This window comes from Micromonospora sp. NPDC093277 (assembly GCF_044765245.1).
GTDB lineage: Bacteria > Actinomycetota > Actinomycetes > Mycobacteriales > Micromonosporaceae > Micromonospora.
Window position 1 is genome coordinate 1 of sequence record NZ_JBIWJO010000020.1, and the last position, 20,580, is coordinate 20,580.

The 20,580-nt window shown below is 66.8% G+C and carries 14 protein-coding genes and 1 pseudogene; 9 read left to right on the forward strand and 6 right to left on the reverse strand.

Going from position 1 to position 20,580, the window contains the following annotated elements; all coding sequences use genetic code 11:
- Positions 1 to 81 precede the first annotated feature (81 nt).
- Both ACIRG9_RS29440 and ACIRG9_RS29445 read left to right on the forward strand, forming a co-directional pair.
- A pseudogene (locus ACIRG9_RS29440) lies at positions 82 to 564 on the forward strand (reverse transcriptase domain-containing protein); the annotation flags it as partial.
- Positions 565 to 725: 161 nt separating this feature from the next.
- Positions 726 to 980: a group II intron maturase-specific domain-containing protein gene (locus ACIRG9_RS29445; RefSeq protein ID WP_402863227.1), complete on the forward strand. Its 255-nt coding sequence runs from the start codon at positions 726 to 728 to the stop codon at positions 978 to 980.
- 439 nt (positions 981 to 1,419) lie between these two features.
- On the opposite strand, the gene ACIRG9_RS29450 is transcribed toward ACIRG9_RS29445, so the two are convergent.
- The 3 genes from ACIRG9_RS29450 to ACIRG9_RS29460 form a co-directional block, all read right to left on the reverse strand.
- Positions 1,420 to 1,776, reverse strand: coding sequence for a hypothetical protein (locus ACIRG9_RS29450; RefSeq protein WP_402863023.1), 357 nt, complete (start codon positions 1,774 to 1,776; stop codon positions 1,420 to 1,422).
- Positions 1,777 to 2,506: 730 nt separating this feature from the next.
- Positions 2,507 to 3,085, reverse strand: a complete 579-nt coding sequence (locus tag ACIRG9_RS29455) for a hypothetical protein (protein WP_402863026.1) — start codon at positions 3,083 to 3,085, stop codon at positions 2,507 to 2,509.
- Positions 3,086 to 3,126: 41 nt separating this feature from the next.
- Positions 3,127 to 10,041 carry a polymorphic toxin-type HINT domain-containing protein gene (locus ACIRG9_RS29460; protein ID WP_402863029.1) on the reverse strand — a complete coding sequence of 2,305 codons (6,915 nt, stop codon included), beginning with the start codon at positions 10,039 to 10,041 and terminating at the stop codon, positions 3,127 to 3,129.
- A gap of 245 nt (positions 10,042 to 10,286) precedes the next feature.
- Between ACIRG9_RS29460 and ACIRG9_RS29465 the strand changes: the two genes are divergently transcribed.
- On the forward strand, positions 10,287 to 13,769 hold the full coding sequence (locus ACIRG9_RS29465; protein ID WP_402863032.1) for an FG-GAP-like repeat-containing protein: 3,483 nt from the start codon (positions 10,287 to 10,289) through the stop codon (positions 13,767 to 13,769).
- Between the two features lie 145 nt (positions 13,770 to 13,914).
- Here the strand turns inward: ACIRG9_RS29465 and ACIRG9_RS29470 are convergent, their stop codons facing one another.
- Positions 13,915 to 14,445, reverse strand: coding sequence for a hypothetical protein (locus ACIRG9_RS29470; protein ID WP_402863035.1), 531 nt, complete (start codon positions 14,443 to 14,445; stop codon positions 13,915 to 13,917).
- Positions 14,446 to 14,587: 142 nt separating this feature from the next.
- Here ACIRG9_RS29470 and ACIRG9_RS29475 point away from each other — a divergent pair, with 142 nt between their 5' ends.
- Complete coding sequence (locus ACIRG9_RS29475; RefSeq protein ID WP_402863038.1) at positions 14,588 to 15,304, forward strand: hypothetical protein; 717 nt, start codon at positions 14,588 to 14,590, stop codon at positions 15,302 to 15,304.
- A gap of 72 nt (positions 15,305 to 15,376) precedes the next feature.
- Here the strand turns inward: ACIRG9_RS29475 and ACIRG9_RS29480 are convergent, their stop codons facing one another.
- Positions 15,377 to 15,706, reverse strand: a complete 330-nt coding sequence (locus tag ACIRG9_RS29480) for a hypothetical protein (RefSeq protein WP_402863041.1) — start codon at positions 15,704 to 15,706, stop codon at positions 15,377 to 15,379.
- Positions 15,707 to 15,753: 47 nt separating this feature from the next.
- On the opposite strand from ACIRG9_RS29480, the gene ACIRG9_RS29485 reads away from it, so the two are divergent.
- The 5 genes from ACIRG9_RS29485 to ACIRG9_RS29505 all read left to right on the forward strand — a co-directional run bounded on the left by ACIRG9_RS29485 (position 15,754) and on the right by ACIRG9_RS29505 (position 19,847).
- Positions 15,754 to 16,668 (forward strand): IS630 family transposase, encoded by a 915-nt coding sequence (locus ACIRG9_RS29485; RefSeq protein ID WP_402863044.1) that lies wholly within the window; start codon positions 15,754 to 15,756, stop codon positions 16,666 to 16,668.
- Positions 16,669 to 16,989: 321 nt separating this feature from the next.
- Positions 16,990 to 17,313, forward strand: a complete 324-nt coding sequence (locus ACIRG9_RS29490; protein WP_402863047.1) for a hypothetical protein — start codon at positions 16,990 to 16,992, stop codon at positions 17,311 to 17,313.
- 74 nt (positions 17,314 to 17,387) lie between these two features.
- Positions 17,388 to 18,125, forward strand: coding sequence for a hypothetical protein (locus ACIRG9_RS29495; RefSeq protein ID WP_402863050.1), 738 nt, complete (start codon positions 17,388 to 17,390; stop codon positions 18,123 to 18,125).
- A 170-nt stretch (positions 18,126 to 18,295) separates the two neighbouring features.
- Positions 18,296 to 18,655: a hypothetical protein gene (locus tag ACIRG9_RS29500; RefSeq protein ID WP_402863053.1), complete on the forward strand. Its 360-nt coding sequence runs from the start codon at positions 18,296 to 18,298 to the stop codon at positions 18,653 to 18,655.
- A gap of 991 nt (positions 18,656 to 19,646) precedes the next feature.
- Positions 19,647 to 19,847 (forward strand): hypothetical protein, encoded by a 201-nt coding sequence (locus ACIRG9_RS29505; protein ID WP_402863056.1) that lies wholly within the window; start codon positions 19,647 to 19,649, stop codon positions 19,845 to 19,847.
- A 33-nt stretch (positions 19,848 to 19,880) separates the two neighbouring features.
- On the opposite strand, the gene ACIRG9_RS29510 is transcribed toward ACIRG9_RS29505, so the two are convergent.
- Positions 19,881 to 20,363: a hypothetical protein gene (locus ACIRG9_RS29510; RefSeq protein ID WP_402863059.1), complete on the reverse strand. Its 483-nt coding sequence runs from the start codon at positions 20,361 to 20,363 to the stop codon at positions 19,881 to 19,883.
- Positions 20,364 to 20,580: the final 217 nt, after the last annotated feature.

The following is a 20,580-nucleotide window of genomic DNA, read 5'->3' on the forward strand; positions in this document are numbered from 1 at the left end:
CGTCAAACGACCCACCGACAAGATCACCCGCCACAACCGACCCGCCATACCCAAGCTGGCCTGCCCAGACGCCTTAACTTAATGGCATTGGCTCTGGATGCGGTCCAGCGTTGCCGGCAACGGTGTTGGAAGAAAGACTGGGTGATCGATCTTGACATTCAAAAGTTCTTCGACAGCGTCCGGTGGGACCTCATCGTCAAGGCTGTCCAGGCTCACACCGACGCCGTCTGGGTGACGTTGTATGTCAAGCGGTGGCTCCAGGCGCCGCTGCAACTGCCCGACGGAACCTTGAAGGAGCGGGACCGGGGGACCCCGCAGGGTTCCGCGGTCTCGCCCGTGCTGGCGAACCTGTTCATGCACTACGCGTTCGACACCTGGCTAGCCCGGAACTTTCCGGACGTGCAGTTCGAACGCTATGCCGACGACGCGGTCGTGCACTGCGTCAGCGAGCGCCAGGCCCGCCAGGTACTGGCGGCGCTTGGGGACAGGATGGACGAGGTCGGGCTGCGGCTGCATCCCGACAAGACCAAGATCGTGTACTGCAAGGACGGCAACCGGCGCGGCTCGTACGAGCACACGTCGTTCACCTTCTTGGGGTTCACGTTCCAAGCCCGCAAGGCGCGCAGCAGGAAGGGGAAGAACTTCACCAATTTCCTGCCCGCGATCAGCAAGGAAGCCCTGAAGAAGACAGTAGGCAAGTCCGCTCCTGGCGGATCCACCTGCGCATCGGCCACACCTTCGCCGAGCTCGCACGAAAGATCAATCCGATCGTCCGCGGCTGGCTGCAGTACTACGGGGCGTACTACCGCTCCGCGCTGCTGCCCCTCCTGGAACGCATCAACGCCTACCTGGTGCGCTGGATCCGCAAGAAGTACAAACGACTGCGGCCGTTCAGGAAGGCCCAACAGTGCTGGCAACGCATCACCCGCCAGTACCCGAGGCTCTTCGCCCACTGGGCATGGACACCGCGCTTCTGGTGATCAGGATGACAAGAGCCGTGTAACGGGAGACTGTTACGCACGGTTCTGTGGGAGCCCGGGGGTGAAATCCCCCCGGGCGACCCGACCTAACTGCCGGCCTCGTCGGCGCGGCCGCCGGCCTCCTCGCTTGGGCGGGCGGCCTCAACCCACCTACCGCCGTCCTGACCGGCGGTGGCAGCTTCGCCGGCACCATGCTGCTCATCCTCACGGCCATCCAGTTCACGACCGGCCAGGCGCGATGAGGCAGGCAACCCTCTGTCTGGTCCCCGGAAAGCTAGCTCGAAGACTTGCTCCACCGCGCTTCTACCACCGGGCGGCCCGAAGCAGCCCGGTGGAGGATCCCCTAACGGGACAGCAGCTCACCGACCACCGCATGCTCATGGCCGCGCGTGAAGATCAACTATTTGGCCCCTGGTGACGCCGTTCTTACCAACACCCCTTAAGGGGTCGGCTTGTCTCGTTTACGTTCAGCCAGCATGCGCTCGATCTCCGCGATCCGCTTGGCCGTGAAGTCGAGCGATGCCTGGTATTCGGCCGGTGAGAGCTGAACTGTCTTCTGCGGGGTCGTCAGGTTTTCGTACATGAACTGACACGCCTCATCCTCGGTGGCGAAGTGACGCTCGGGCGTGAACGTGCCTCGTTCCAGGCCGCCCGCGACCCAGCGACCGCCGGACTCCCGCTTCAGGCCGAGAGCCCCTTCCCCCATGGGCTTAGCTGAGGGCTGGCCGTCGATGCGATACGCACCCTCGTCAACGCCGGCGCTCCGGAGGGCCGCTACAAGCTGTTCGGTGTTCATATCCGGTTGATACTACGCCCGCCCCGGGCCGGGTCTCTGGAGCATGACCTGCGGTGATCAGAACGTTGCGCGGAATGGCTCAGTGGATTGCAAAGCGCGGCATCGCTGCTGCTCAACCGCCTGATCTCATCTCTGATCTCGTCTATGCGCCAGCAGAAATTCTATGGATTAAAAGTACACAGAGCATGGCAAAGGCGACTCGTCCACGCATCGTCCGGAATCCGAGCGCGCCGTCCGGCCGCGTTCATGCTGGTCCGCGCCGCGCCCACCTTGGGTGACATCGCGATGAGTGGCTGGCAGAGGTGCGAATCCATGCAGCGTGTCGCCAGTCCGTCCGGCATAGGAACATCCGAGCACCCATGGAGCACCCACGGCCACAGGTCAAACCGGAAACGCGGCCGGTTTAAAGATCCGCTACGTGGGCTACCCGTTCAAGGCTGCATTATGAGGTTCTGAATCTGTCACAACGGGCAACTCTTCACTTTCTCCAGCTTGTGCTTGCCAATTTGGCCATCGACGGTCAATTACCCTGAAGCACTGGACCGATACGGCGTACGAGGCGCAGGGGGATGTCGCTGACTGAACCCAGGAAAGGCTCGAGCCCAGTCCGACATCACACGCTTAGCGGAAGCCACATCAACCCAGCCCATGGGCTACCTCGATTGTGAGTCACGCGCCCGGCGCGATATGTGCATTCTTTGTCGAACTGTCGGGTGCCCCACGAGGGAGATCAGAACAGTGTTGGCCAATCTTCCGATGGCAATGAGGTGGACCAGTTGCGGTCGACAACACCATCGACAAGAAGCTGCCCCTCCATGGCGGCTCGCTGACGAGCGATCATGATGGCCGACGCATCGGTGCCACCAAGCAAGGTTCGAAGATCCCGCATCTGCGATTCCAGCTCACGCCGAACAGACTCATGATCGCGCCAGCCATCAAACATACCGTGTTGCGATGAGTACACACCCTGCAACAGGCGGAGCATTCCCTTGGCGGAAAGCTTCGCCTCTGTGCGCCTCTCGTCGATGCTCGACTCTCCAGCGCACCAGACGGCGTGCCCCAGAACGGTAATGGCATCGAATACAGCATTATGACTTGAACCGAAGTCTGCATCCTCCAGTTCACCCAGGATCCGCCCTCCGGCCCCAACAAGCACGTTCGAGCCATCTGCCAAAAGCTCAGGTCCTATAGCCCAGGACCGGTCTAGGTCCTCCCGAAATGAGCCGAAGACTCTATCATCAACACCAATTCGACAGATTGGCAACGCTCGCTCGCCACAGCAGAGCGCGAAAGCCACTATCGCAGGCATCGACTCGACCCTATCTAGTTCGCGCTCGACACTCCCCGTACTCATAGCTTGACAGCGCTCCGAAGGCCGGTTAACGTCCAGCCCGCTTTCGCAAGCATGGGCTGACACGACTTCTTGCAGATATCTCTTGAGGTGCCCAGCGAGATCGGGGTCAGCGGACCAGGGTTAAAGAGGTCCCCGTCGCGAACCGCATTAAGAAGCTGCCTCTCCGCATGAACCTTCGATCCAGGGAACGGGAGAGGGGTAACGTTGTGGGATGCCAAGATCTTCACCTGGTCCTCAGTGAAGGCACGCCCTGCTTGGGCTGCAAATCGACCTTCGGCAGTCGTTACGACTCCGACCGTGAGGACGTTTTCTTCGACGTATTTATCACCAAATGCGGCATGCACCTTCTCCGCAATCTCCTGATCGCTGCAGTTGTGGACCAGCACTGGAATGTTGCCGGCTGCCACATAGTACGTGTGGATGCCGTCGATGGTCAGGTTGTGGACGCGGCGCTGCTGGGTGAAGGCGCGTACGGCTTCGACTTGGACGTGGGTGCCGGCTGAGGTGCGTAGCCATTGGCCGGGTTTGAGGTCGGCGGCTTTGACCCAGTCGTGCAGGTCTTCGGCCCAGAAGGGGTGCCCGTCGGTGGCGATGATCGTTCCGCTGGTGTCGCCCTTGGCGCCGTCGGTGTCGACAGTGACCTCGACGAGGTTCTTGTAGCCGTCCCCGACGATGAGGCCGACGACCTTGCGGGTTTCGGTGTTGCCGGTCTCGGGGTCGGTGGCGAGGACCTCGTCGCCGAGGTGGATGTCCTCGATGGCCTTGGTGGAGCCGTCGCCCATGATGACTTGGGTGTCGGGGGTGAAGCTGTTGCCGATCTTGCAAACGTCGCCGGCGGCTTCGGCGACGTCGTCTCCTTGTTTGGCTGCGGTCGCTGCCGCGTCGTCGGCCTGTTTCGCCACTACTGCGGCGGCGTCGTCGGCCTCCCTGGCCATCAGGGCGGCTGCCTCGTCGGCCTTAGCGAGGACCCGCTGAGCCCATTTGACCTCTTTGAACCAGGTCATGACGGCTTTGCCGGCCCGGAACATGGCTTCGCCGATGCGCTTGGCTTTGAAGATCTTGCCCCAGGGCAGGGCGCCAACGACTGCCATGGCGCAGGCGCCGATGTCGCCCTTCATGACGCAGTCACGAATGTCGTTGACGCCGAGGACCTCGAGGAGGATCTTCCCGCCGGCTTCGATGACGATGTCAAGGATCTTCTTTTCCTTGACCGACTTGGCCTTGGCCACTTCTTGATCGCTGGGGCCGCTGGGCGTCTTGCTGCCACCCGCCGGCGGCGTCGTCTTCGTCGGTGTCGGCCGTGGTCCGGTGCCGGCGACACCGCCGCCGTTGCCGACGCAGTTGTCGTTCGCGCAGAACCTCAGGCCCGTGGAGTCGGAGAAGCTGACCGGGGAGTTGTTGGCGTAGGCGTACCCCTGCATCTGCTGGGGATCGGTGAAGTCGACGATCGGGTCGACGGAGATGAACCGTCCGGTGCCGGGCTCGTACTCCCGAGCACCGAGGTGCGTCAGGCCGGTCGAGGAGTCGATGGTGCCCCCGACGAAGCCTCTCTCGCCGGGCCAGACCGACGGCTGGGTGCCGCGGGCCTGACCGTACGGGGTGAACTTACGTCGGGTGGCGGCGAGGGTGGACGCGTCGATGCTTTCCTGGGCGGTGCCGTGATGGTCACCGATCAGGAAGTTGACCTTGTTCGACGGGGTACGGACAGCGCTGACGCCGGCGTAGTAGCGGGTGCCGCTGACCGCGGTGGTGGACTTGTTGAGGGTCAGTTCGGTGGAGCCGAGGTAGAGGGTGACCGTCGTCGGGTCGCGCCGGATCAGCCGGTTGCCGTCGGCGTCGTAGACGTAGTCGGTGACCTTGCTGCCCTCGGTCACCTTGGCCAGGTGCCCTTCGGCATCCCAGTCCAGGGTTTGCGCGGTGCCGCCGATCTTGCGGCTGGTCATGTTGCCGGTGTTGTCGTAGTCGTATTCGTCCAGGCGCTGTCCGCCTGGCAGGCCGCTGGTGGGCGGGCCGACGGTGGTCACCGACGACAGGGCGTGTGGCCGGCTACCACCGGCGGGTGGGTAGGAGTAGGTGGCGGTGACGTCGTTGGCCGCGTTTCCGGTCGGGTCGTGCTGGACCTCGGTCTTCCGGTTGCTGGTGCCGTCGTGGAAGGTGTACGAGTGCCAGTACGGGTTGGGGCCGCCGACTGTCGTGCTGGAGGGGGTCTTCGCGGCGCAGTCGTCGGTGGCGGTCCACGCCTGTGTCATCCGCCGTAGGTGGTCGTAGGAGAAGCACTGGGTGTCGGTGTTGGTGCCCTGCTCGACGCCCTTGATCTTCAGGATGTTGCCGATGGCGTCGTAGTCGTAGGTGATGTCGTCCAGGCGGGTCGGTGCGATGGCCCGGTCGATGATCATTTGGGACAGTCGGCGGGTGCCTTCTTCGTACTTGAGGGTCTGGTAGACCTCCTTGCCGATGGCGCCCATGGTGAGGCGCAGCGGCTCGCCGTATTCGGAGTAGGTGGTGGTCTGCAGGTACTTGCTCAGGCCGGTGACGCTGACCGGCATGTCCAGGCCGTTGTAGCCGATGGTGACCCGCTCTTCCGGCAGCCCGCCGGCGAGAGGGTAGGTGGTGGTCTTCGGCAGGCCGATGATGTCGGTGTAGCTCTGGCCGAAGCTGTAGCTGCCGGCGAGGGCACCCTCGCTGGCGGGGATGGTGTACTTCGTGCCGGTCGGCTGGTTGCGGACGTTGTAGCCGGTGACCTCGCTGACGTAGGCGTTGGAGCCCACCCACCGGGTCGAGGAGGTCGGCAAGCCGAGCTTCAGGGTGTCGTAGGTCCATTGGGCGGCGAGGGTGCCGGTGGCGGTGCCGTGCCTGAGGGCGGTCGGTCGACCGAGCTCGTCGTAGCTGTGGGTGAGGGTCTGCTGCCGGGAGTCGGTGGTGGAGACCAGCCGGTCGCCGTCGTCGTAGGTGCTGGTCAGCGCGCCCTTGTCGGGATCGTTCGCGCTGGTCTGCCGGCCCCGCAGGTCGTATCCGTAGGTCCACTTGTTGCCGGTCGGGTCCTTGACCTCGCTGAGGCGGCCGAACCGGTCGTAGGTGTAGGTGGTGGCCTCGTACGCGCCGGTCGGGGTCTGTGCCTGGTACTGGCGCAGTTCGACGAGGCGTCCGGCGCTGTCGGTGATGTTGGTGGTGGCGGTGCCGCCGTTCGGCGGGTCCACGTCGATCCGGTCACCACGGTAGGTGGTGACCGTGCGCCACTTCTCCACCCCGAAGCTTTCGAAGACCTCGTTGGTCGGGCGTCCCATGCCGTCGAACGTGTAGACCATCTGGCTCGGGACCAGGTTGTCGCCGACGCCGTCGAGCAGGGTCCCCGAGGGCGGTGAGGAGTTGTAGTAGGCCGCGCGTTTCTTCCAGGTCAGGCCGCGGGTGTCGTAGAAGAAGTCGGTCAGGATCCGGCCGCCGCCGTTGCCGGGCTGCTGGGTTTGCCGCAGCCGGAGCATGCCGTCGTACAGCTCGTACCCGGTGCGGTAGGAGCCGTCTTCCTTCAGCGTCTGCGTGGTCACCACTACCGGTGAGGTGTTCAGCGGTGCCGTCGGGTTCACCTGGTAGGTGAACTTGCTGTTGGGGGTGTCCGGGTACGTTGCCATGTCGCGGCCGGGAAGCCAGACCTTGGTCAGCCGTCCCAACGGGTCGTAGGCCAGGTCGGTCCGGGCGCCGTTGGGGTCCACCTGGGCGACCGGGACACCCCAGGCCGGTTCAAGGTACTGGGTGCTCTTGTGCAGCTTCGGGTTGGTCGTGTCGACCTGGGTGACCAACGCGTCCGCCGCCGGCGTGTAGTCGGTCTTGGTCTTGTTGCCGTAGACGTCGTACGACTCGGTGACCCGGCCGTAGGTGTCGTACACCGAGCGGCCGGTCACCTTGTACCGGGGCCCGCCCGTGGGCCACTCCATCAGTTCCTCGACCGTGGTGACGTTGCCCTTGGTCGGGGCGTCGCCCAGGTTGGCCAGGTTGTCGTAGTACATCCGGGTCTCGGAGACGACGTCAGCGGGGCGGGACGGGGTGGCGGTGCAGGCGACCGCCACCTTCTCGATCCGCTTGACCGTCGTCATGATCCAGGCGCCGGTGTTTCGGGCGTACTCGTGCCGGGTGCAGCTGTCGTCGTCGCTGCGGGACAGGTCGCCCAGGTCGCTGGTCTGGGTGGGGATGCCGTAGGCGTCGACGCTGTGCTGGACCTCGGTGCGGCGCCAGGTTCCGTCGGCGACCTTGGTCCGGGAGCGCACCTTGGCTGTCTGCGTGACGTACGCCTTCAGGGCGCTGGTGCCGGGGCGGGCACGGGTGGCGGTGGCGGCGCTGCGCCACGGCGTGTTCAGCGTCGCCGACTCGATGACGCCGCCATCCGCGGAGTAGTAGATCGCTTCCCGGATCATGCCCTGGTATTCGGGCAGGTCGGTGATGGTGCCGCCCTCGGAGTCGGTGACCGAGGCGCTGCGGGTGCCGGTGGAGGTCTTGTCGCCGTCAAGACCTTGGAAATAGCGGGTCTCGGTCAGGGAGATGTTGTCGGGTGCCTTGCCCACCCGGGTGCGGACCTTCGCGTATCCGTGCCACTGGCTCCAGGTGCGCTGCGTGGCCTTGGTGAACTCGCTGTCGTCGTAGCCCCAGGCCGGGCTGGTGAACTCGTAGTTCGTCTCCTTGGGTGGCTGGCCGCCCTGGCGGTCCTGCTCGATGATCTGGTTGACCACATACTTGTGGAACCAGTCTCGGATCGGCTCGGTCTCACCTTCGGGTTGCCAGTAGACCGGGTAGCAGCGCATGGTGTTGGTCTCGTTGGGTGCCGGGAGCACCACGGGGGTGAAGCGGCTGCATTCGCGGGGCAGGTAGCCGATGCCGATGGTCGACCCGGTCTCGGTGTCGATACGGACCATCCGCTGCCGGGTGATCGCCGGCACGCCGTCCAGGCCGTCTACCCGGTTGGGCTGCATCTGCCCGGTGAAGGTGACTGCCGGCATGCTGGCGCTGCCGCCGACCTTGCCGGTGTGGGTGATCGAGGCCAGCCACAGCGATGGGGTGGTGCCGTCGGCGGTCTGTGGGAAGGCGTGCGTGAGGGTCCAGGTGTTGACGTCGCGGTAGGCGGTGCCGGAGCGGGCCTGGGTGGTGATCGAGGTGAGCCGCATCCGGGTCCAGAAGGTGGGCGAGAAGCGGTCGGTGCACGCCTCGCCTTGGGCGCAGTTCTGGTCTACCGGGGTGTCCGGCCACCTGCTCGCGTTGGCGGTGGTGAACTTGCTCGGCGCGCAGTCGAAGTTCGCGTCCGGCAGGCACCGCTCGCTGGCACCGAAGACGACCCGGGCGGGGGCTGCCTTGGCGTATTCCTGGCCGTTGCGCTGGCCGTACTCGATCCGGCTGAGGTATCCGCCGCGTTCGTACTGCACGCCGGTGGTCTTGATGTTGCGGCCGTAGTAGTTGCTCTCCGGCGTGTAGTAGTACGCCATCGAATTGCCGTTGGTGTCCACGACGTGGTCGAGGTTCCACCGCCAGCCCTGCTGGCACCAGGCGGCGTCGAAGTTGCTGTTGTCGCAGGGCTCACCCGGGTTGTTGCCGAACACCGGCACGGTCCAGGTGGACTTCGTCTCCGGGTCGCCCGAGGTCCAGTTCGGCAGCCGGTTACGGCCGAAGTAGTACTGGGTGCCGTCGGTGGTGGTGACCCGCCAGTACTCGCCGTTGTCGTCGCCGTTGGCCGCGCCGGACAGCGCCTCGATGCGGGACCCGTCGTCCTCGGCCATCCGCCACGCGCCGGTGTCATCGTCGCGCACCAGCTCAGCGGTGCGCCCGTTCAGCGAGAGGGTGACGTTGTTGGACGCCCAGCAGAGGTCGCCGGTCTTCACCGTGTTGACCGCGTTGCCGCCCATATCCTCGGCGCACGGCTTGTACCGCCGCTCGACGAAGCCGGGCCAGTAGTCCCACCCGTCACCTACCCAGGTCGGCTGGTTGTTGGTCGAGACCATCCGGCCGTCAACGCTGCTGGAGGAGTAACCCAGACCGATGGAGGGTGTGGGACCACCCAGCGACGCTGGCACATCCATCGGGTAGGACCAGGAGAAGTCGCCCGCCGATCCGCCGGCGGACCAGGTACCGCTCGGGCTGAGGCTGGTCGCCGCGTAGCTGCCGCCCGGACCGGAGGCCGCCGCGGTGGCGGCGAGCAGGGTCGGTGTCGCAGCGGCCGCGTGAGCGCCAGCGCCGGTTGACGATCCCGCCAGATCCACCTCGGCGGTGAGGGTGGAGGCGCTGACGTCGTTGTAGGTGCGCAGAACCGTCGGCTGGGAGCATTCGGCCTTACCTGGGCTGGTCAGGGCGCAGGCGGGCAGCTGAACCAGGCGTAGGCGGGAGGCGTAGTCCGCGCCGTAGGCGGTGCGGAAGTCGTGATAGTCGACCTCGACCGACACCCGGCCGGGGGTGCCGTCGCCGCTGGCCACGCTGAACAGCAGGCCCCGCACCCCGGCGCGGTCGGTGGCCGCCCGGTCCCTGACCTCGACCCGGACCGCGGCCGGGGTCGCTGCCGCAGTCGTCGCGCCCCTCGCCGCGGCCGTGGCCACCGCGCCGACCCGCACCGGCGTGCCCTCCGCGGCACGGCGGGCCCCGGGTGCTGCGGTGAGGTCCACCGTGGCCGCCGCCGGTGCCGGCCAGGTCGGGCGGGCCAGCGGAGCGCTTCGCGTCAGCGCGGGTGGCTTCAGCGCCTGCGTGGACGGGGCACGGCCGGAAACCGAGCGTTCCTTCTGCAAGGCGGGCAGCTCGACCTGCGCCGCCGCGCTGGCCTGCACCGGCGTCAGGACGCTCGCGACCATGACCATGCTCAGCGCGCCAGCTAGCCAACCCATACGGCGGGTGTTGAGCAGTGGACTCCGCCGACGTGCGCGCAGCATGAAGTGCCCCCTGGCCACGACAGCCTCCCATGAACGTAGCGACCATTGATCCAGGCCGATAGTTGATCGCTACCGTAGGCAATGGAGCCGTCACAGACAAGCGATGTTTTTCACAGCAGGGATCTTGCCGACATCGATGACAAATGTCCCTTTTGATCTTTCCGTCAGGGGCCGGAGCCTCTTGTGCGGGCATCCCGAGGCTGGTTGACTCTCGCGTCACCGCCCGGGCACCGACGGCAACACCCGGGCCAGGGGAGGGTGTTATGTCGCGTCGACGCACACTGTCGAGGTTCCTGGCCGCGCTCACCACCGGTACGACGGCGCTGGCAGTCGCCGCCGTGGCGCCCGCTGCGGCGGCCGCCCCACCTGGCGCGAGCCGCCAAGCTGGCGCACTTGCCGGTGATGAGGCGTGGTACACGACCGAGGCGGAGGCGATGGCGGCCGCCCGCCAATCGGGCGAGCGCATCGAGGTGGACGGTCTCACCACCGAAACCCAGCAGGTCTTCGCGAACCCGGGCGGCACGTTCACGCTGGAGCAGCGAGTGCGGCCGGTCCGGGTCAAACGGAACGGCCGATGGACCGCGGTCGACACCACGCTGGACTTCGACACCGCAGGTCGTGTCGCGCCCCGCAACACCAAAGTCGGACTGAGCTTCTCAGGCGGTGGGGACAGCGTCCTCGTGCGGCTCGATCAGGAGGGGAAGGAGTTGGCTCTCGGCTGGAAGCAGCCACTGCCTCGCCCCACCCTTGACGGGGACACCGCGACCTACCGCAACGTGCTGCCCGACGTCGATCTGGTCGTCAAGGCCGACGTCGAGGGCTTCTCCGAGGTCTTCGTCGTCCACACGCCGGAGGCGGCCGCCAACCCGGAGCTCGCCACCACGGACTTCGCGCTGAGCGGCAAGGGACTGAGCGTCACCACTGACAGCGCCGGCAACATCAAAGCCCTCGACAGCGACGGCCGGGAGGTCTTTGTCGCCCCGACGCCGCGGATGTGGGACAGCGCAGGCACCCCCGACCCGGATCTCACCGCCGGTGCGCGCGCGTTCCAGAGCAATCAGGGCGCAAAGCAGGCGATCATGACGCCCACCGTTCACGACGGAACCTTGTCCATCACTCCCGATCAGGAGATGCTCACCTCCGCCAGCACCAAGTACCCGGTCTACCTCGACCCCACGTTGGTCGCCGGCAGCCGGCTGGCGTGGACATCCGTCTGGAAGAGCTTCCCCACCTCGAAGTACTGGAACTCCACCGACATCGCCCGGGTCGGACACTCAGACGAGGACAACCTGACCAACCGGTCCTTCTTCCGCATGGACACCAGCCGGGTCAAGGGCAAGAACATCATCCGGGCGACCTTCCAGGCACACGAAACGCACTCCTGGTCCTGCAGCGCCCGCTCCGTCGAGCTGTGGCGCACCGGCGCGATCAGCTCTTCCACCACCTGGAACAGCCAGCCCAGCTGGATCGCCAAGCTCGCCACTGTCAACGTCGCCAAAGGCTACAGCTCCTCGTGCCCCGACGGCGGAGTCGACTTCGACGCCACCGCCGGCGTGCGCACGTCGGCGGCGGCAGGCGCCGGCGATGTGACGCTGGGGCTGCGGGCCACCAGCGAAACAGACACCTTCGCGTGGAAGAAGTTCCGCAACAACCCGACGCTGAGCATCGAGTACAACTCGACGCCGTCGGTCCCGACGAACCTCAGCACCAGCCCGGGGACCTCCTGCACCGGCGGTAAGATCGGCAACACAGACGTCACGCTGCGCGCGGTGCCCAGCGACGCCGACGGCGGCAACGTCATCGCCGAGTTCAGCTTCTGGCCCACCGGCGGCGCAACCACGGTACGGAACGTGACCGTCTCCAGCGGAATCCAGGCCAGCACGGTCTTCGTCAAGAGCGGACTGGTCGACGGCACGACCTACAACTGGAAGGTCCGCACCAAAGACAGCGACGGCGCCGGCTCCGGCTACAGCACGACCTGCTCCTTCAAGGTCGACCGGACGCTGCCCAGCGCCGACGTCGACGTCACGTCCACCCAGTACCCGGCACAGGATCCCGAAGGCACCATCGTGAGCACCGTGCCCGCTGGCACCCCCGGCCAGTTCACTCTGAACGCCAAGGGCAACACAGACGTCATCGGGTTCTACGTCGGCCTCGACACCGACACTCCCACCCGTTACGTCGCCGCGAACACTCCCGGCGGCACCGCCACGCTCACCATGACCCCGACCCACAGCGGCCCCGGATACGTCGCCATCAAGACCTGGGACGGCGTCAACCCCTCCGCCACCATCGACAGCGACTACTCCTTCTTCGCCACCGCACCCGTCGGCCCACCGGTCGGACGTAACGACCTCAACACCGACAACCACGGCGACATCATCGGCCGCACCGCGGCCGGAGACCTATGCCTGTACCTGGGCGACGGCACGGGCGGATTCCTCGACGGCGGCAGCTGCTCACTGAAAATCGACAGCAACCGGCAGGGCTGGCTCCACGTCGTCCGTCCCGGCGACTGGGACGGCGACGGCTGGACCGACCTCGTCGCGGTCGAAGCCGACGGCGACCTCGTCTACTTCTCCGGCACCGGCGCCGGCAGCTTCCTGCCCGACGCCAACGACGTCATCATCGACTGGGACGCCAACGACAACCCGATCAAGACCACCGGCTGGAACCAGTACAACCTCGTCGTCGCCCCCGGCGACTGGGACGGCGACACCTACCCCGACCTGATTGCCAGGAAAACCACCGGCGAGATCGTGCTGCACCGCGGCAACGGCTTCGGCGGATGGGCCGACGACGCCGCCCCCATCCGTCTCGGCTGGGGCATCTGGCAAGGCTACGACGCCCTCGTCGCCCCCGGCGACGTCGACGGCGACGGCAAGCCCGACCTCTTCGCCCGCAAGTCCACCGGCGAGCTCACCCTCTTCCGAGGTAACGGCAAGGCCGGCTTCCGCAGCCCAGGCGGCGTCAAGTACGGCATCTGGCAGACCGGCGTAAACGTGCGGGCGGCGAACACCACCTGCGACGCCTCCCCGTCAGTCGCCAACTGCCCCACCGTCATCGACACCCTCAATCCCGGCGACCTCATCCTGCCCATCTGCCAAAAGGCCGGCGAGTCCATCGGCGGCAACCCCTACTGGGTCTACGGCACAACGCCGCGAGGCAAGACCGGATGGTTCGTCGGCTACTACGTCGACTACACCGACCCCCAACTTCCCGACGTGCCCAACTGCACGCGGCCCGCCCAGACCACCTACACCGTGTGGACCGACGGTGTGAACGTCGCCGCAACCAACGCGACCTGCGAAGCCTCACCCAGCACCACCAACTGCGCAACCACGATCGACACCCTGAACACCGGCTCGATGTTCACCCCGATCTGCCAGCGCACCGGCCAAACCATCAGCGGCAACCCCTACTGGGTCTACGGCATCAGCTCCAACGGCCAGACCGGCTGGATGCCCGCCTGGTGGATGGACTACCCCGACAACCGACTCCCCAACCTCGCCATCTGCGGGAACTACAACGGCACCTCGGCCGGCACCGGCTGGAACACCTACAGCGCAGCCCTGTTCAGCCCCGGCGACTTCAACGACGACGGAAAGAACGACCTACTCGGCGTCAAGTCCACCGGCGACCTGCACATCTACTACGGCACCGGCAACAGCACCAACCTCTTCACCAACGGCAACGGCGAGACCAAAATCGGCTCCGGCTGGACCACGTTCAACAAACTGTTCTGAACCCCACACCGCGGGGGGTGGCCCGAGCGCGCCACCCCCCATCTACTCCTAACAACGTCGCCGCCGCGAACCCGCTCGCACGCCTAGCAATCTCCATGACGGGTCCATGTGGTGAGGTCGCCCTTGAGTTCCAAGCCCACACCGCTCACGCTTGGCCGGCCTCGGCCGCCGCGGCGCCTGCGGGGCGGCGGGAACCGGTCAGGCCCGGGACGAGCAGCAGGTACGCGGCCAGCTCCACCAGAGCGGTGAATGCCGGGACGGGCTGCGGCATCGACAGTGACGGCAAGACAGCCTGCCAAGCAAACAAGGCGGTACGGTCGCCCGCGTACAGGGGCAGCGGCACCACGCCGATGCTCGCGTCCAAGTGCGGCAGCGCGGCCACGGCGAGCAGCGCCGCGCCGGCCAAGGCGAGCAGCCGACGGTGCCCGGCGAGTGTCGCGGCGAGCGCCAGCGCCGCCAACCCGAGCGCCAGCGGCGGCAGCATAGCCAGGCTCACGGCGATCACCGAGTCAGCCGAGTCAGCCCCGGTCGGGTACTGCCGGCGGGCGGCTCCGACGGCGAGCCAGATGTCGACAATCCGGACGACCTCGTACCCGGTGACCAGCACAGCTCCCACCGCCCCCGCGGCCACCGTCCGCCGACGCCAGCCACCGCGACGCCAGGCCACGAGCAGCACCGCCGCCAGGCTCTAAGGGTGCGACGCTCAACCGAGTGTCTAGGTGACAGTCTGGTGACCGGGCCCGCACCAGCTGGCGGGGGCCCGGTTCGGGGCTCGATACGATCACGGTCCAGATTTCTCGCAGGAGCTGACCAAGATCATGTCGCAGTCCCCGTCCAGTCCATACCCCCAGCCCCAGCTGCAGCCTGCTGGCTACCAGCCGCCGCAGCAGCCCGGCGGGTACCCGGAGGCCGGCCAGCCCGGCTTCGGTCCCCCCGCCGGCCCGCAGCCGAAGAAGAAGTTCAGCGTCGGCAAGATCCTGCTGATCATCCTGGCCGTCGTGGTGGTGCTCTGCATGGGCGGCGGCACGGCCATCTACTTCGCCAGGAAGGACACGGTGAAGGAGGTGGTCGACGCCACCAAGACCCGCCTGGTCGAGCCCGAGACGCTGGGCGGCCGGCCGAAGGTGACCGAGCCGGAGCTCCTGTCCATCGCGGACAACGTGAAGACGCAGCTGAAGGGCAGCCTGTTGGGGGCGACCAGCTCCATCGGCGGCATCTACGGCGACCTGGCCAAGCAGGACATGGTCATGATCGCCGGCGCGACCGTCCTGCAGGCCGACCCGAAGAAGAACCTGGATGCCTTCACCAGGGGCCTGGTCGCCACTGTCGGGAAGCTGGAGTTCAAGACAGTCGACGCCGGCCCGCTGGGCGGCGAAGCCAAGTGCGGCGACGGCGAATCCAACAGTATTCAGGTGGGGGTCTGCGCCTGGGCCGACCGGGGCAGCGTCGGCATGATCGTCATCTACTTCAAGTCCGCCGCCGACCTCCAGCCGCAGTTCGCCGCGATGCGCGGCGAGATCGAGAAGAAGGACTGACTCTCCGGAAGACCGGCACGCTGGGCGTGTAGCCCTAGTGCTGCTCCGCGTTAGTTCGTGGAGGGGTGTTGATCAGGCTGGCTGGTCGCCGAGGTAGAGGTAGCAGGCGCAGTCCAGGCAGTCTTCGGGGCTGCCGAGGGGTAGACCGGTGGGCAGGATGTTGTCCTGGTAGGTGCCGCGGCTGGCCAGGTATAGGGCGAAGCCCCAGGTATGTAGGACTCCGGTGAAGCGCAGGCGGCAGAGGGGGATCTGCTCGCCGTCGTTCAGTTCGCCGCTCACGTAGGCGAATCCGGTGCGGAAGCGGACCTCGACGCGAGCCAGTTGGGGCCAGCGGTCCTTGGCGTGGGCGTTCAGGCGAACGCGCAGGTGGTGCTGCATCGAGTCGGGTGGGTTCTTCGGCACGGACCCCATCCTGCCTGGTGCGTCGACAACCCGCCATGATCATGATCGTGGATGTTCGTGGACGGTTGGGTGGAGCGGTCGCGGCGGTGGCGGTGACCTTGGACGAGACCGGGCGGCGGGCGCTGCAGCGGCTGGCCGCATCGGCGAAAGCGCAGGTCCGCGAGGTTCTGCGGGCCCGGATCGTGCTCGCGGCCGCCGACGGCCTGGCCAACACGGAGATAGCGCGCGAGCTAAACGTCGCCATCAACACGGTGCGCAAGTGGCGCGGCCGCTTCGCCGAGCGCGGGCCGGACGGTCTGAAGGACACCGGGCGTCCGGGCCGGCCCAAGGTATACGACGACCGGGTGCGGGTGGCGATCGTGGCTGCGGCGACCAGCGCACCGCCGCATCCGGCGGCCACTTGGACCCATCGGGCGATCGCCGAGCAGGTCGCGGGCACCGTCTCTGCAGCCGTATCGCCGTCCCAGATCGGCCGGATACTGGCCGACCTGGACCTCAAACCGCACAAGGTCCGAGGCTGGATCACCCGCCGGGACACGTCCGAGTTCTGGGAACGAGCCGAGCATATCTGCGACCTCTACCGCAACCCGCCCCACGACGCGGTGCTCCTGTCGATCGACGAGAAGACCGCGATCGCCGCTCGCTCCCGCAAGCACCCCGGCCGCCCCGCCACCCCCGGCCAGCCGGCCCGCCAGGAGTTCGAGTACGTCCGCCACGGCACCGCCTCCCTGGTGGCCGCACTCGACGTACGCACCGGCGAGGTCCTCACCGAGGTGATCGCCCGCAACAACGCGGCGACCTTCACCGCCTTCCTCGATTGGATCGACGCGCTCATCCCCGACGGCACGGACATCCACGTGGTGCTGGACAACGACTCCTCGCACACCGCCAAGCACACCAAGACCTGGTTCACAGCCCATCCACGCTGGACTGCGCAGTTCACCCCGTCCCACGCCTCCTGACTCAACCAAGTCGAGCTGGTCTTCTCGGCTCTGACCCGCAGCGTCCTGCGCCACAGCGACTTCGCCAGCCGCGCCGACCTCATCGACAAACTGGACAACTACATCATCAACCGCAACGAAACCGCGAAGCCCTTCCGCTGGACCTACGACGGCACCCCACTGAAGGAAGCAGCCTGATCACCCCCTCCGCGAACTAACGCGGAGCAGCACTAGGTACCGGCCGCCTTCCGCGCGCCCGGATGCCCGGGTGGCCGTCTCGATCTAGTCGGCCATCGAGGAACTGGTTTGACACCGAAGGGGGCTGCCGCCAAACCTCTTACTGTGCGTGGCACCGACATCAAACGGCTCCAAGTGCCCTACGGCAGCACGATGCCGCCCGGCCCGAACGACGTGCGGCTTGCGACCGCGCTCAGGTGGGAGATCGGGCGGGGCATCGAGCTGGGCGACCAGCTGCTCGCCGACCTCAGCGACTCCGTGTACGGCTTCGGCTGGTGGACCGCGTATTCGGGGATCGACCGCCAGACCCGAATCCTCCTGTCTGACCACATGGTGGCCTGCGCGCGCACCGTCGCGACGAACCTGGCCGAGGCGCACATGGAAGGGCTGGAGTTCCAGCACGCGCTCGACGACTCCGCACCTACGTAAGCCGCGGCATTAAGAAGAACAGCGTCACTATGCCGGCGCCGCGAGGCCCGCACGAAGACCTCATCTACTACCGCATGACCGGACATTTCGTCGGGATTCTGCGGGCGCTGGGCTCCGCGCTGGACTGTCTCGGCGCGTGTCTGGTTGGGGTGGCCGCGCTGCCGACGCCGCTGGTGAAGGCGGACTGGAACAAGGCACTGGACGTTTTGCGCAAACGCGGCGTCGACCCGGTCCAGGTGGCGCTCCTGGACGACATCGAGAAGGCCATCGTCGACGTCGGTCCTTGGGGGTGGGTGGGGTGGCTGCTCGCCATGCGCAACACCGACGTGCACCGCGGGCGGCGGGTCGTCACCTTCGACACGGTCTTCGGCGGTCGCGGCGAGTTGGTCGGATTCATGATGAAGCTGCCGCGTGTACCCGAGCTGACCGAGGTTGAGGCGTGGGTGGACGCCGGAGGGTACGTCTCGGCGTACTTCGACGCGCCGGCTGACGAGCTGATCGCGGATATCACCACCTCTGTTCACACCCTGATCGAGAGCGTGTCGGAGCTGTTGATCGCGCTGTGGGCACGGCGGCGCGCCAACCCCGGCCTCCTGCCACAGCCCGTCGAGCAGTGGAAGCCCGCCACGCAGCTCATCACCGGCCTCGGCCGGTTCGCGGGGTACCCCAAAGACCCGGTAACGACCGAAAGCGACGTGACCGGGTTCGGGGTGAGCGACGAGATGCTGCGGCGCATCAGCGCGGCTGGGCTCGGCGTAAAAGACTCGGGCGATCTGAAGCCTTCCCCGCGTGTGTGGAACCAGGGCTTCTGACACAGGTCCACATGCCGAATCGGGCCGACACACACCCGTAGGGTCTGTTTCTCCTGGTCAACCCCGTGTCTATGGTGGAACGCGGGGCTCGGCTTGACGGGCGGCGCGGATGGAGCGGGAATCGGGGCCGTCTACCCGACCGCACCATCCGACCCCCGGGGGGCCTGACCATGACCGAACGCCACGATTCACCGGCCATAGCCGACGCCCTAGCGGCCGTACGCGACGCTGTAGACCGGTGCCGTGCCGTACCGGCGCAACCGGGCCGTCACCCGGTCGCGGACCTGCTCGACACCGCCGACGCGACGAGCGAGTTGACCGCGAAGATCCTCTACCTGGCCGCACCGCTGGCCGACGAGACCGAGCCTGGCACGGAACTGTCGTTGGAGCGGGCGGCCGACCTGGCAACCGACACCCGCCATCACGTCATCACGGGCCTGAACCTCATCGCCGGAGCCCATGCCATCGCCGCGATGGTCGTCTCGCTGCGGCGGGTCACCGCCCCACCTAATACGGCAGCCGCCGTTTGAGATGCCGCTGGTGGAGCGGGGTGGGCGCAAGGCGGCCACCGCGTGATCGTCTGTACGTTGTGGACATAACTTCAGATCTGGCGGTGGCCGCGTGCCACACGCGTAAACCCTGCTGGGTGGGAGCGGGTTCTGGCCGGGGTGTCAAGCCCCGGGTTTGATGGAGAGGTTTGATGTTCCTGAAGGGGTAGGGCCGTGTCAACCCTTTTTGGCCGGGCTGCTGCGACCGGTTTGTGCTGATTCCCTGCTCGGTGCAGGCAAACGCTGGTAAGGGGTCGGGGTCAAGACTCGACCGGAGGTCGACCGCGTCAGCGGTTTGGTCTTGACCCCGATCCCGTGCGGCGCAGAATCGGGGCGCCGGGAGACGCGCTGGTGAAGTTGTGGGGTGGCCGACACAGCGCCTTACATGACCTCACAACCGCCCCTCACCCCAACCGCCCGCGGCGCGATGCGGCACCCGCTGCTTGAGCGTCGCCGTGATCGGCGGCAGTATGAGCGGCCCGTCGACGCCCTGCTGGCCGCAGACAAGATGGGGAAGATCTGCAAGCTGATCACCCGAGCCCATCTTGAGTCCGCAAGGAGGCAGTGGGCCGGGCGCTGACCGCCAGGCTTGGCCTCCCGACGACGGCAAGTGGGGCAGCGGATTGGACTCCGGCCGAGACGCGCCGATCCGGGCTGGGGTTACCCCGCTCCTATTCAAGTGGCCGCAGCTGGGCAGCGATGGCCGCGCAGGTGGCAGAGCCAGGCACATTCGACCTGGTACACGCCCGGCTCGTGCTCGTCCACGTGCCCGGGCGTTGGCGACGATGGTGGCGGCGCTGCGGCCCGGCGGCTGGCCATTGGTCGAGGACGCCGACACCGAGCTGCAGCCGCTGGCCTGCCTCGATGAGGCTGGCCCGGCACAGCGGCGCGCCAACCGGCTGCGGCGCGCCGTCCGGGAGTTGATGACCCGCCGCGGCGCCGACCGCGCTACGGCCGTACGCTGCCGCGGGCGTTGCGTGCGGCAGGCCTGGTCGATGTCACGGCGGCCGGCTGCTTCCCGGTCGGCGGGGTAGCCTACAACCGGCTGGAGACCGCGACGGTGCGCATGGTCCGCGCCGAGTTGCTCGCCGCAGGGCTGACCAACGACGCCGAGATCGACGCGCACCTGGCGCCATCGATGCCGGCGAGCTCGACCTCACCCTCGCACCGCTGATCTCGGCATGGGGACGCCATCCAGGCTAATTAGCTAGTTGTCCTCGGTAACCACGTAGGGCGCGTAGCCGATGGAAAGCTCCGTTACCTCCAGTTCGCTGAAGATCAGGGTGAGGTTGTGGCCGTTCATCTCGATGCGAACCTCGTGGAAGTCGATCCCGACTCGTTCTGCCCAGTTCTGCGCACGCGGAGAGTCGGTGATCACTTCCGCCCCGGGATAGAGCGGTTGCCACCTCACGGCCCACACGTAGCCGTCGAGATCCGGCCCGATCTCCGGATCCGTCAGCCGCTCGTCCAACGACTCACGCCAGGTCTCTGAGCTCAAGGCGGTGCGCGTCTCGGCCTCGACGCAGAACTTGAAGAGGTACCGGAGATTCATCGGCTGAATACCGGTGCTCGGGGCGGCCGTCGCGTAAACGATGACCTCGTAGTCACGCATGTAGCTGGTGAACGCGTGGTACAACACGGCCTGGTCGAAGACGTCGTCCAGGGCTCGGCGCAACTGAGTGATCCCCACGCCGCCTGTTTTATCAGCCTGCCGGTCAGCGCCGCTGATGGATTGGCTGGGTAGGGTGCCTCCCATCTCGGCGCAGATCGCCGGTCGTCCCCGTTCTTGAGCAAGCCCTGTCGCGGTTCGAGGCGATCACCAACACGGGCGGCGAGGTGCTGGGATGCGTCCCCTCGATCTGGACGGCCTGGTCGCTGATGACCCCGATGCATCGCACATCGGAGCG